Annotated in this window: 9 protein-coding genes; 8 read left to right on the top strand and 1 reads right to left on the bottom strand. The window is 62.3% G+C overall.

The window, feature by feature from the left end:
* Positions 1–52: 52 nt before the first annotated feature.
* Positions 53–886 carry a MurR/RpiR family transcriptional regulator gene (locus ABFV38_RS16215; RefSeq protein WP_023344667.1) on the bottom strand — a complete coding sequence of 278 codons (834 nt, stop codon included), beginning with the start codon at positions 884–886 and terminating at the stop codon, positions 53–55.
* 292 nt (positions 887–1,178) lie between these two features.
* Here ABFV38_RS16215 and ABFV38_RS16210 point away from each other — a divergent pair, with 292 nt between their 5' ends.
* The 8 genes from ABFV38_RS16210 (at position 1,179) to iolC (ending at position 12,571) form a co-directional block, all read left to right on the top strand.
* Positions 1,179–2,684 (top strand): CoA-acylating methylmalonate-semialdehyde dehydrogenase, encoded by a 1,506-nt coding sequence (locus ABFV38_RS16210; protein ID WP_348957576.1) that lies wholly within the window; start codon positions 1,179–1,181, stop codon positions 2,682–2,684.
* Between the two features lie 11 nt (positions 2,685–2,695).
* A complete protein-coding gene (iolD, locus tag ABFV38_RS16205; protein ID WP_348957575.1) occupies positions 2,696–4,621 on the top strand; it encodes a 3D-(3,5/4)-trihydroxycyclohexane-1,2-dione acylhydrolase (decyclizing) in 1,926 nt (641 codons plus the stop codon).
* 301 nt (positions 4,622–4,922) lie between these two features.
* Positions 4,923–5,909 (top strand): inositol 2-dehydrogenase, encoded by a 987-nt coding sequence (iolG, locus tag ABFV38_RS16200; protein ID WP_348957574.1) that lies wholly within the window; start codon positions 4,923–4,925, stop codon positions 5,907–5,909.
* Between the two features lie 31 nt (positions 5,910–5,940).
* Entirely contained in the window at positions 5,941–6,870 is a 930-nt protein-coding gene (locus ABFV38_RS16195; RefSeq protein WP_008502118.1) for a sugar ABC transporter substrate-binding protein, read from the top strand.
* Positions 6,871–6,924: 54 nt separating this feature from the next.
* A complete protein-coding gene (locus ABFV38_RS16190; protein WP_348957573.1) occupies positions 6,925–8,472 on the top strand; it encodes a sugar ABC transporter ATP-binding protein in 1,548 nt (515 codons plus the stop codon).
* An 11-nt stretch (positions 8,473–8,483) separates the two neighbouring features.
* A complete protein-coding gene (locus tag ABFV38_RS16185) occupies positions 8,484–9,512 on the top strand; it encodes an ABC transporter permease (protein ID WP_008502116.1) in 1,029 nt (342 codons plus the stop codon).
* Positions 9,513–9,520: 8 nt separating this feature from the next.
* Positions 9,521–10,654 carry a Gfo/Idh/MocA family oxidoreductase gene (locus tag ABFV38_RS16180; protein WP_024907544.1) on the top strand — a complete coding sequence of 378 codons (1,134 nt, stop codon included), beginning with the start codon at positions 9,521–9,523 and terminating at the stop codon, positions 10,652–10,654.
* Between the two features lie 12 nt (positions 10,655–10,666).
* Complete coding sequence (iolC, locus tag ABFV38_RS16175; protein ID WP_348957572.1) at positions 10,667–12,571, top strand: 5-dehydro-2-deoxygluconokinase; 1,905 nt, start codon at positions 10,667–10,669, stop codon at positions 12,569–12,571.
* Positions 12,572–12,576: the final 5 nt, after the last annotated feature.

Raw genomic sequence — 12,576 nt, 5'->3', positions numbered from 1 at the left:
TTATGCCGGGTAGCGTGTTTATGTTACCCGGCCTGTTGAGCGGTACCATGGGCTATTTATCCCCGCCACCCAACCGATACGCCAGCGCCACCACCAGCGACTGCACCAGGCACAGCGTCGCCGACTGAGACCGAAACGCGTCCACCTGCGCCTCTTTCACCACAAAGCAGAGATCGCTGAACGTCGCCAGCGGGCTTATCTGGCTGTCCGTAATCACAATCTGCCGCGCGCCAACGCTGGCGGCGGTTTCGCTGACCATCACCGTCTCTTCCGCGTACGGCGAGAAGCTTATCGACACCACAATGTCGCGCGCCTTAATGCGGCTGATCTGCTCGCGCAGCATCCCGCCCATGCCGTCGAGCAGGATAGGGCGGCACTCCAGATGGCTCAGGGCATAGGTAAGGTACGCGGCGACGCTAAAGGAGCGGCGCAGCCCGGCGATGTAGATGGTGTCGGCGTCGGCCAGCAGCTGTACCGCGCGCTCCAGCATCTCCGGCTCGGCGCGGGCGGCCAGCTGCTGCAGCGCCTGCGCGTTTGAACGGGCAAACTCCTGCAGGATATCGAGCGGCGTTTCCGGCACGGCCTCGCTCTCCATCTCGCGGAACAGCCGGGCGCGGTCGCTGTAGCTGGCGGTCTCCTCCACCAGGTTCATGCGAAACAGCTGTTTCATTTCATTGAAGCCGGTGAAGTCAAAGGCGTTGGCAAAGCGGATCAGCGTCGAAGGCGGCACGTCGGCGCGCTCGGCAATGACGGCAACCGTATCGAAGGCCACGCTGTTGGTATTGTCCAGCACGTAGCGGGAGACCTGCTGCAGCCTCTTGCTCAGGCTATCGTAGCGATCGCGGATTTGCTGCTGCAGTTCGTTCAGGCTGGTTGCTGTCGTCATCTTATCCCCCAAATACAGTCATATGATTCTAAACGCAAAACCGCGTCTTTTAAATGTCGGCCATCCATCTGGCAGCAAAAATGAAACAGAAGCTTCAGTCATTTCCTCGCCCGAAATCCCTTAATAGCGCACGCGGCGTCAGTGGTGCTGGCTGTTAACATAAAAATCCATCCTTGATCACAATAATCATCATTTATTTTATTTCAACTTAAAATGGAATATTTGTTTCATATATAGTGGTCAGTACACAGTGTTCAGGTCACAGTCACGTATCAACAGCGAGAGGTTAAGGATGGAGACGGTAGCGAATTTTATTCACGGCGAATGTGTCACCGGTTCAGGCCAGCGCGTTCAGGCGATCTTCAACCCGGCCACCGGCGAGCAGATCCGCCAGGTGGTGATGAGTACGGCACAGGAAACGGAGCAGGCGATCGCCGCCGCGCAGCAGGCGTTTCCGGCGTGGGCGCGTCATGCTCCGCTTAAGCGCGCGCGCGTGATGTTCCGCTTCAAAGCGCTGCTGGAAGAGAACATGGATCGCCTGGCCCGCCTCATCAGCGAAGAGCACGGCAAGGTCTTCTCCGACGCGGTGGGCGAACTGACCCGCGGCCTGGAAGTGGTGGAGTTTGCCTGTGGTATTCCGCATCTGCAAAAGGGCGAACACTCGGCGAACGTCGGGACCGGCGTCGACAGCCACTCGCTGATGCAGCCGCTCGGCGTCTGCGCCGGGATCACGCCGTTTAACTTCCCGGCGATGGTGCCGATGTGGATGTTCCCGATTGCGCTGGCGACCGGGAATACCTTCGTGCTGAAACCGTCGGAAAAAGACCCTTCTCTGGCGCTCGCGCTGGCGCAGCTGCTGAAAGAAGCCGGCCTGCCGGACGGCGTCTTCAACGTGGTGCAGGGCGATAAAGAGTCCGTTGACGTGCTCCTGACCGACCCGCGCGTGCAGGCGGTGAGCTTTGTCGGCTCCACGCCGATTGCGGAATACATTTACCAGACCGCGTCCGCCCACGGTAAGCGCTGCCAGGCGCTGGGCGGTGCGAAAAACCACTGCATTTTAATGCCGGATGCCGACATGGAGATGGCGACCAACGCCATCATGGGCGCGGCCTACGGCGCGGCGGGCGAGCGCTGCATGGCGCTCTCGGTGGTGCTGGCGGTGGGGGATAGCACCGCCGATGACCTCTGCGCCCGGCTCGAAAAACAGATTGCCGCGCTGCGCGTCGGACCGGGGCTCGACCAGACGCCGGAAAACGAAATGGGGCCGCTCATCTCCTCCGCGCACCGTAGCAAGGTGCTGGGCTACATCGACAGCGGGGAAGCACAGGGGGCGACGCTTCGCGCGGACGGCCGCGGCTTTAGCGTGAAGGGCCACGAGCAGGGCTATTTCGTCGGGCCGACGCTGTTCGATAACGTCACTCCGGAGATGACCATCTATAAAGAAGAGATTTTTGGTCCGGTGCTTTCTGTGGTGCGCGTAGCAGATTACGCCAGCGCGGTGGACCTGATTAACCGCCATGAATATGGTAATGGCTCGGCAATCTTCACCCGCGACGGTGGCTGCGCGCGTCGCTTCTGCGAAGAGGTGCAGGCGGGCATGGTGGGGGTCAACGTGCCAATCCCGGTGCCGATGGCATTCCACAGTTTCGGCGGCTGGAAGCGCTCCATCTTCGGGGCGCTCAACGTCCACGGCAACGACGGCGTGCGTTTCTACACCCGAATGAAAACCATCACCGCGCGCTGGCCGGAAATGCAGCAGGAGACAGGCGCTGCGTTCTCCATGCCGACGCTGGGCTGACAGGAGGCGTTATGCAAACCGAACGTATGACCATGGCTCAGGCGCTGGTCCGGTTCCTTAATCAACAGTACGTTAGCGTGGATGGTCACGAAACGCCCTTCGTGGAGGGCGTCGCCACCATCTTTGGGCACGGCAACGTGCTGGGTATCGGCCAGGCGCTGGAGCAGGATCCCGGCCATCTGCAGGTGATGCAGGGCTGCAACGAGCAGGGCATCGCCCATATGGCGACGGGATTTGCCAAACAGCACCGTCGTCAGCGCATCTTTGCCGTCACCTCCTCCGTCGGGCCGGGCGCCGCCAATATGGTCACGGCCGCGGCAACCGCCACGGCGAACCGTATTCCGCTGCTGCTGCTCCCGGGCGATATCTATGCCAGCCGCCAGCCGGACCCTGTGCTGCAGCAGATTGAGCAGTATCACGACCTCAGCATCAGCACCAACGACTGTTTCCGTCCGGTCTCCCGCTACTGGGACCGCATTAACCGCCCCGAGCAACTGATGAGCGCGATGCTCAGCGCGATGCGAACGCTTACTGACCCGGCAGATACCGGTGCGGTGACGATTTGCCTGTCGCAGGACGTGCAGGGGGAAGCGTGGGATTACCCGCTGAGCTTCTTCGCGCGTCGCGTGCACCACATCGAGCGTCGTCCGCCCGATCCGCAGCGTCTGGCGCAGGCGCGGGCGCTGATCGCCCGCAAGCGTCGTCCGCTGGTGGTGTGCGGCGGCGGGGTGCGCTATTCCGGCGCACATGAGGCGTTTCGCGACTTTGTCGAGACGCTGCAGCTGCCGTTTGCCGAAACCCAGGCCGGAAAGGGGGCGCTGGTAAGTGACCACCCACTTAACCTCGGTGGCGTAGGGGTGACGGGCGGAATGGCGGCCAACCAGCTCGCGCCGCAGGCTGATCTGGTGATTGGCATCGGCACGCGCCTGACCGACTTTACCACCGGCTCCAAGGCGCTCTTTTCCCATCCGGATGTCGAATTTCTGCTGCTGAACGTGGCCGAGTTTGACGCCCTGAAGGTGGACGCCACGGCGCTGATTGCCGACGCTCAAACCGGGCTCGAGGCATTGACCCACGCGCTTGGTGATTACCGCAGCGGCTGGGGAGAGGCAATCGCTGAGGCGAAATCCGCCTGGCGCGACGAGTGCCGTCGCCTGTGGGATCGCCAGTGGCGTCCGGACGACGCGCCCGAAGTGGCGGGGCACCTGGACGCGCAGCTGGCGGAGTACGGCGAGACGCTCAATACCCGCCTGACCCAGACGCGGGTGCTGGGGCTGATCAACCAGCATATTGAAGATAACGCCATCGTGGTGGGCGCGGCCGGTTCGCTGCCGGGCGATTTACAGCGCCTCTGGCAGGTCAAAACGCCGGACAGCTATCACCTGGAGTACGGCTACTCCTGCATGGGCTATGAGATTGCGGCAGCCCTCGGCGCGAAGCTTGCCCGGCCCGAGCAGCCGGTATACGCCATGGTGGGGGATGGCTCCTACATGATGCTGCACTCCGAGCTGCAAACTGCCGTTCAGGAGGGCATTAAGGTCACCGTTCTGCTGTTTGATAACGCCAGCTTCGGCTGCATTAACAACCTGCAGATGGGGCACGGCATGGGCAGCTTTGGCACGGAAAACCGCCATCGCAATCCGGAAACCGGACGGCTTGACGGTCCGCTGGTGAAGGTCGACTTCGCGCAAAATGCGCAGAGCTACGGCTGCCGCGCGTGGCGGGTGCACGACGAGCAAACCCTGCTGGCGGCGCTGGCGGCGTCCCGCGCGCATCCTGGCGCCACGCTGCTGGACATCAAGGTGCTGCCGAAGACCATGACCCACGACTACGCCTCCTGGTGGCGAACCGGTGATGCGCAGGTGGCGGAATCGTCTGCCGTGCGTAAAGCCGCGGAGCAAACGCAGGCGCAGGTGAAAAAAGCCCGTCAGTATTAAGTTTTTCCGTCGTAACGAAATTTTCATTTCATTTTCCCCTCACCCTAACCCTCTCCCCAAAGGGGAGAGGGGACGGTGTGGTGCACTCTTTTCTCCCTTGCCCCTTTGGGGAGAGGGCCGGGGTGAGGGGAGCTGCTGTATGTCCTCCCATGTTGTGAGATTGATAACAAAATTTATCTCATTCATCTCAAAAGTGTTAACCCGCACTCAAAAACATAATTTTCACTATTTATAAAAATGAAATAAATGTTTTATTTATAGGGTCGTTAGTTCACAGCATTCACCAACACCGGGAGCCGTTATGTTTAACATTGCTTTACTGGGCGCTGGCCGAATTGGCCAGGTACATGCAGCTAACATCGCCAGCCACGGCGCGACCACGCTCTGGTCCGTGGTTGACCCGAATCAGGAATTTGCCACCCGCCTCGCCACGCAGTATCAGGCCCGCCAGCAGAGCCTGGATGAAACGATGACCGACCCTAACGTTCACGCCGTGCTGATCGCCTCCGCCACCGATACCCACGCGGACCTGATTGAAATGGCCGCCCGCCACGGTAAGGCCATCTTCTGCGAAAAGCCGGTCCACCTCGACCTTGCCCGCGTGCGCGACTGCCTGAAGGTGGTCAAAGAGTACGACGTGCCGCTGTTTATCGGCTTTAACCGCCGCTTTGACCCGCAGTTCCGCCGCGTGAAAACCGACGTGCAGGCCGGGCGCATCGGCAAGCCGGAATCGCTGCTGATCATCTCCCGCGACCCGTCTCCACCCCCTGCGGAGTACGTGCGCGTCTCCGGCGGCATGTTCCGCGATATGACCATTCACGATTTTGACATGGCCCGCTTCATCATGGGCGAAGAGCCGGTGTCGGTGTATGCCCAGGGCAGCAACCTGGTGGATCCGGCGATTGGCGAGGCAGGCGACATCGATACCGCGTTTATCGTTCTGAAATACGCTTCCGGCGCGATGGCGACCATCGTCAACAGCCGCCGCTCATCTTACGGCTACGACCAGCGCCTGGAATTGCACGGCTCCGAAGGGCTGCTGTGCGCGGGCAACATTCTGGAAAACCAGGTGCAGCACTACGGCAAACAGGGCTGCACCAGCGCGCTGCCGGAACACTTCTTCCTGCAGCGCTACAAATCCGCTTACGCCGCGGAATGGGAACACTTTGTCGCGGTCCTGCGCGGCGAAGCGGTGCCTGACTGCAGCGGCGATGATGGTGAACGTGCGCTGTACCTTGCGGATAAAGCGCTGGAGTCACTGCGCAGCCAGCGCGAGATCGTCCTCTAAACACCACAACCCTACACAGAGAGACATAATAATGAAAAAACTGATCGTAGCCGCCCTCATCGCCATGACGTCCGGGGCCGCTCTCGCCGAAAACGAGCAAATTGTTTTCAGTACGCCAAACCTGGCCATGCCGTTTGAAGTTCACATGCAGCGCACGGCGGTAAAAGCCGCAAAAGAGATGGGCGTGAAGCTTCAGGTGCTGGACGGGCAGGGCAGTTCACCGAAGCAGGTGGCTGACCTGGAAAACGCCATCACCCGCGGCGCGCAGGGCTTTATCGTCTCCCCTAACGACGTGAACGCGGTCTCCAGCGCGGTGGATGAAATTCAGGATGCGAAGCTGCCGGTGGTCACCCTTGACCGCTCCGTCGACAGCCAGAAGAAAGTGCCGCACTTTGGCGCCAACAACTACAAAGGCGGCCAGGCGATTGGCGACTTCGTCAAAACCAAATTCCCCGACGGGGCGGAGATCATTCTGCTGACCGGCCAGCCGGGCTCCTCCTCTAACATCGAACGCACTAAAGGGATCCGCGACAGCCTGAAGGCGGGCGGGGATAAGTACAAGATCGTCGCCGATCAGACCGGCAACTGGATGCGTTCTGAAGGGATGCGCATCGTGGAAAGCGTGCTGCCCTCGCTGCCGAAACGTCCTCAGGTGATCCTCTCCGCCAACGACGACATGGCGCTGGGGGCGATTGAAGCCCTGCAGAGCCAGGGCGTGAAGCCGGGCGAAATTCTGGTCACCGGCTTTGATGCGGTACCGGAAGCGCTGGCCCGCGTGCGCGACGGCTGGCTGGCGGTGACGGCGGATCAGCGTCCGGGCTTTGCGGTGCAGACGGCGATGAGCCAGCTGGTGGCCAACGTGCGCGAGAAAAAAGCCATCACCGGGGCCGACTACCCGCCGACGCTGATCACCAAAGAGAACCTGCAGCAGGCTGAGCGTATCGGTGAGGCCGGTAACTGATTTATCCGTAGCCGCCGCTGGCGCGGCGGCTCACTCTAAAGGAGGAGCAGACCGATGTCGCAACCCTTACTGAAAGTGACCGACCTGGCAAAAAGCTTTTCCGGCGTTTGGGCGTTAAGCAGCGCCCAGCTGACCGTCGGCAGCGGAGAAATTCACGCCCTGCTGGGGGAAAACGGGGCGGGAAAATCGACGCTGCTGAAGGCGCTCGCGGGGGCGCAGCCGCAAACCCGCGGGGAGATCTGGTTCAACGGCGAAACGCTGCCGGTGGACGACTCCCCGGTGGAACGGCAGAACAAGGGCATTATCACCATCTATCAGGAATTCAACCTGCTGCCCAACATGACCGTCGCGGAAAACATGTTTCTCGGGCGCGAGCCGCGTAAACGTAACCTGATCGTCGACGAAAAGGCGGTCAATCAGGAGGCGCAGGTCATTCTCGACTATCTGCAGCTGAACGTTGCGCCGACCACGCCGGTCGCCCGTCTGAGCGTTGCCCAGCAGCAGATGGTGGAGATCGCCCGGGCGCTGACCCTCAACGCCAGGCTCATCATTATGGACGAACCCTCCGCCGCGCTGAGCGACAGCGAGGTGGAAAGCCTGCACCGCGTGGTGCGCGAGCTTAAAAACCGTGGCGTGAGCATTATCTATGTCACCCACCGTCTGCACGAAGTTTTCCAGCTCTGCGATCGCTTCACCGTTTTCCAGGACGGCCGTTTCACCGGCACCGGCGCGGTGGCGGAGACCAACGTCGAACAGCTCATCCGCCTGATGGTCGGGCGCGACGTGGCCTTTAATCGCCGTCCCGCCAGCGAAACCCATCATGAGGACAAACCCGTCCGCCTGGCGGTGAAGGGGCTGAGCCGCGAAAAGCCGCCGCTGGATCCGCACGGCATCGCTCTGCACGACATCAGCTTCCACGTCCACGCCGGGGAGGTCTTAGGCATTGCCGGACTGGTGGGCGCCGGGCGCACCGAAGTGGCGCGCTGCCTGTTTGGCGCAGACGCGTTTACCGCCGGGAGCTTTGAGCTGGACGGCGTACCGTACCAGCCGCGCGACCCGCTCTATGCCCTTGACCAGGGCGTGGCGCTGGTACCGGAAGACCGCAAAAAAGAGGGGGCGGTGCTGGGACTGTCGATTCGCGACAACCTGTCGCTCTCCTGCCTCTCCTCGCTGCTGCAGTGGCGCTGGTTCGTGAACACCCGCAAAGAGGACGATCTGATCGAGTCCTACCGCAAGGCGCTGCAGATCAAAATGGTCAACAGCGCGCAGGAGGTGCGCAAGCTCTCCGGCGGTAACCAGCAAAAAGTGATCCTCGCGCGCTGCATGGCGCTCAACCCGCGGGTGCTGATCGTCGATGAGCCGACGCGCGGCATCGACGTGGGAACCAAATCGGAAGTGCACCAGGTGCTGTTTGACATGGCGAAAAAGGGCGTGGCGGTGATCGTGATCTCCTCCGATCTGCCTGAAGTGATGGCGGTGTCAGACCGGATCATCACCCTGAGCGAAGGGCGAGTGACCGGCGAGATCCACGGTGACGACGCTAACGAAGAACGGCTGATGACGATGATGGCCATCAACCACAACGCCCTGAACGCGGCATAACGGAGTTTCTCATGACGCAGATGATTTCTAAAACGCAGGCCCCGGTCAAACGCGCCGGACGCATCGATCCCATCGCCTTCTTCGAGCGCTTCGGGGTGCTGATTTTCATGATCCTGCTGCTGATCTTCTTCCAGTCGCAGAACAGTAATTTTTTCTCTGAACGCAATATTTTCAACATCCTGACCGAAGTCTCCATCTACGGGATCATGGCCGTAGGGATGACCTTCGTCATCCTGACCGCCGGGATTGACCTCTCCGTGGGCTCCATTCTGGCGGTCTGCGCCATGACCGCGGCGTACGTGATTAAGGGCGACAACTTCACTACTGTCGACCCGAACGCCTGGGGCGGTATGAGCTGGCTGATTGGGCTCGGGATTTGCCTGGCGATGGGCACGGCGATTGGCTTCCTGCACGGTCTGGGCGTGACCCGCCTGCGCCTGCCGCCGTTCATCGTGACTCTCGGCGGGATGACCATCTGGCGCGGCCTGACGCTGGTGATCAACGACGGCGCGCCGATTGCCGGTTTCGATCAGGGCTACCGCTGGTGGGGGCGTGGGGAGCTGCTCGGCATCTCCATTCCGATCTGGATCTTCGCCATCGTCGCCCTCGGCGGCTATCTGGCGCTGCATAAAACCCGCTGGGGCCGCTTCGTCTACGCCATCGGCGGTAACCCGGAGGCGGCGCGCCTGGCGGGGGTAAACGTCAAGCGCGTGCTGGTCAGCGTCTACGTGCTGATCGGCTGCCTGGCGGGGCTGGCGGGCTTCATTCTGAGCGCGCGTCTGGGGAGCGCCGAGGCGGTGGCCGGGATCTCCTTTGAGCTGCGCGTCATCGCCTCGGTGGTGATTGGCGGCACCTCGCTGATGGGCGGCTACGGGCGCATCGGCGGCACCATCATCGGCTCCATCATCATGGGGATTCTGATTAACGGCCTGGTGCTGATGAACGTCTCGGCCTACTACCAGCAGATTATCACCGGATTAATTATCGTTCTGGCGGTGGCGTTTGATACCTACGCCAAGAGCCGTCGCGGCGCACTGTGAGGATCACGATGAAAGAGGTTCGTATTGGATTGATTGGCACCGGGTATATCGGCAAGGCGCACGCTATCGCCTATGCCCAGGCCCCGACGGTGTTCAACCTGCGCGGCAGGCTGGTGCGCGAGATGGTGGCGGAAGTCACGCCGGAGCTGGCGGCAGCGCGCGCGCAGGCGTTTGGCTTCAACCGCTCCACCGGCGACTGGCGGGCACTGGTGGCCGACCCGGCGATCGACGTGGTGGATATTTGCTCACCCAACCATCTGCATAAAGAGATGGCGCTGGAGGCGATCCGCCACGGCAAACACGTCTACTCGGAGAAGCCACTGGCGCTGAACGCCCACGACGCACGGGAGATGGTCGACGCCGCGAAGCGGGCCGGGGTGAAAACGCTGGTGGGGTTCAACTACATGAAAAACCCGACGGCGCAGCTGGCGAAGGAGATTATCGCCCGCGGCGAGATTGGCGAGGTGATCCACTTCTACGGCACCCACAACGAAGACTATATGGCCGACCCGCGCTCGCCCATTCACTGGCACTGCTTCAAAGAGACCGCCGGGCTGGGCGCGCTGGGCGACCTCGCGGCGCATATCGTCAACATGGCCCAGTACCTGGTCGGGGAGATTGAGCAGGTTTGCGGCGACCTGAAGATCGTGGTCCCGGAACGCCCGGCGAAGGCCGGCTCGTCGGACATGGTTGCCGTCGAAAACGAGGATCAGGCGCACGCGATGGTGCGCTTCGCGGGCGGGGCGCAGGGCGTGATTGAAACCTCCCGCGTCGCCTGCGGCCGCAAGATGGGGCTGTCGTACGTCATTACCGGCACGAAAGGCGCCATCAGCTTCACCCAGGAGCGCATGGCGGAGCTGAAGCTCTATCTGCATGACGATCCGGTTAACCGTCAGGGATTCCGCACCTTACTCGTCGGCCCTGCACACCCCGACTACGCCGCGTTCTGCATGGGCGCAGGCCACGGGATAGGCTTTAACGATCAAAAAACGGTGGAGGTGCGCGATCTGGTGGACGGGATTGCCGCCGACGTGCCGATGTGGCCGGACTTCGAAGAGGGCTGGAAGGTGTCGCGCGTGCTGGACGCGATCGCGCTCTCGCACCGGGAAGGCCGCTGGCTGAACGTGAACGACATTGTCTGATGAGGTATCAACGTGGAAAAGCAGTTTGATGTGATATGCATGGGCCGCGTGGCGGTAGACCTCTACAGTCAGCAGATTGGTGCCCGTCTGGAGGATGTGTCGAGCTTTGCCAAATACCTCGGCGGCTCGTCCGGCAACGTGGCGTACGGCACCGCGCGCCAGGGCCTGCGCTCGTCGATGCTGGCGCGCGTCGGCGATGAACATATGGGCCGCTTCCTGCGGGAAGAGCTTAACCAGGTGGGCTGCGATACCAGCCATCTGATTACTGATAAAGACCGCCTCACGGCGCTGGTGCTACTCGGCATTAAAGACCGGGACACCTTTCCTCTGATTTTTTATCGCGATAACTGCGCGGATATGGCCATTACGGCCAGCGATGTGGACGAAAGCTACATTGCCTCCGCACGTTGTCTTGCCATCACCGGGACTCACCTTTCTCATCCTCAGACCCGCGATGCGGTGCTGACGGCGCTGGGCTATGCCCGCCGTCACGGCGTGCGCACGGTGCTGGACATCGACTACCGTCCGGTGCTGTGGGGGCTGACCTCCTTAGGCGACGGTGAAACGCGCTTTATCGCCGCCGATAAGGTCACCCGCGAGCTGCAGGAGGTGCTGCACCTCTTCGACGTCATCGTCGGCACCGAGGAGGAGTTTCACATTGCGGGCGGCAGCACGGAGACCCTGCAGGCGCTGGGGCAGGTGCGTGCCGTGAGTGAAGCAACGCTGGTCTGCAAGCGCGGCGCCCTCGGCTGCTCGGTCTATACCGACGCCATTCCACCCCGGCTGGACGACGGCCTGACGGTGACTGGCGTGCGCGTGGAGGTGCTGAACGTCCTCGGCGCGGGGGACGCGTTTATGTCCGGCCTGCTGCGCGGCTACCTGAACGACGAGGGCTGGGAGCAGGCGTGTCGCTATGCCAACGCCTGCGGCGCGCTGGTGGTCTCGCGCCACGGCTGCGCCCCGGCGATGCCGAGCAAAATCGAGCTGGATGACTATCTCTCCCGCGCTGCGGATGTGCCGCGCCCGGACCTCGACCCGCGTCTGAACCACCTCCACCGGGTGACCACCCGCCGCCGCGAGTGGCCGGAGCTGTGCGTAATGGCCTTCGATCACCGCAGCCAGCTTGAGGAGATGGCGCTGCAGTGCGGCGCGTCGATCGGGCGCATTCCGGCGCTGAAGCAGCTGATCCTGCAGGCCAGCCGCGAGGCGGCGAGCCGGGCCGGGCTGGAGGGCAAAGCCGGCCTGCTGTGCGACGGCACCTTTGGTCAGGACGCGCTGAACGCCATCACCGGCGAGGGGTGGTGGATTGGTCGCCCCATTGAGCTGCCGGGCTCGCGTCCGCTGGAGATGGAGCATGGCAACATCGGCACCCAGCTCATCAGCTGGCCACAGGAGCACGTGGTGAAGTGCCTGGTCTTTTTCCATCCGGAAGACGCTCACGGCCTGCGCCTGGAGCAGGAGCAGAAAATTGCCGAGGTGTATCACGCCTGCTGCCGGTCCGGGCACGAGCTGCTGCTGGAGGTGATCCTGCCTGCGACCATGCCGCGCAGCGACGAGCTCTACCTGCGCGCCATTTCCCGCTTCTACAACCTCGGCATTTATCCCGACTGGTGGAAGCTGCCGCCGCTCTCAGCGGAGGGCTGGACGGCGCTGAGCGAGATTATCGAACGCCGGGACCCGCACTGCCGCGGGGTGGTGATCCTCGGCCTGGACGCTCCGGCGGAACAGCTGCGCGCCGACTTCAGGGCCGCAGCGGGGCAAACGGTAGTAAAAGGCTTCGCCGTAGGGCGCACGCTGTTTGGCGATGCCTCCCGCGCGTGGCTGAAGCACGATATTGACGATGCGCAGCTGGTGGCGCGCATCCGGGACAACTACCTGCAGCTTATCGCCTGGTGGCGCGAGCGCGGACACGCATAATGGAG

The sequence above is a fragment of the Enterobacter cloacae complex sp. Mu1197 genome (genome assembly GCF_040059225.1).
Taxonomy (GTDB): Bacteria; Pseudomonadota; Gammaproteobacteria; order Enterobacterales; family Enterobacteriaceae; genus Enterobacter; species Enterobacter quasiroggenkampii.
Note: the sequence above shows the minus strand (reverse complement) of the source record. Positions and strands in the feature narration are given on the sequence as shown.

Excerpts from the sequence above, each read along its gene's own strand:
- ABFV38_RS16215 (WP_023344667.1), bottom strand. The coding sequence starts at position 886 with ATGACGACAGCAACCAGCCTGAACGAACTGCAGCAGCAAATCCGCGAT.
- ABFV38_RS16210 (WP_348957576.1), top strand. The coding sequence starts at position 1,179 with ATGGAGACGGTAGCGAATTTTATTCACGGCGAATGTGTCACCGGTTCA.
- iolD (WP_348957575.1), top strand. The coding sequence starts at position 2,696 with ATGCAAACCGAACGTATGACCATGGCTCAGGCGCTGGTCCGGTTCCTT.
- iolG (WP_348957574.1), top strand. The coding sequence starts at position 4,923 with ATGTTTAACATTGCTTTACTGGGCGCTGGCCGAATTGGCCAGGTACAT.
- ABFV38_RS16195 (WP_008502118.1), top strand. The coding sequence starts at position 5,941 with ATGAAAAAACTGATCGTAGCCGCCCTCATCGCCATGACGTCCGGGGCC.
- ABFV38_RS16190 (WP_348957573.1), top strand. The coding sequence starts at position 6,925 with ATGTCGCAACCCTTACTGAAAGTGACCGACCTGGCAAAAAGCTTTTCC.
- ABFV38_RS16185 (WP_008502116.1), top strand. The coding sequence starts at position 8,484 with ATGACGCAGATGATTTCTAAAACGCAGGCCCCGGTCAAACGCGCCGGA.
- ABFV38_RS16180 (WP_024907544.1), top strand. The coding sequence starts at position 9,521 with ATGAAAGAGGTTCGTATTGGATTGATTGGCACCGGGTATATCGGCAAG.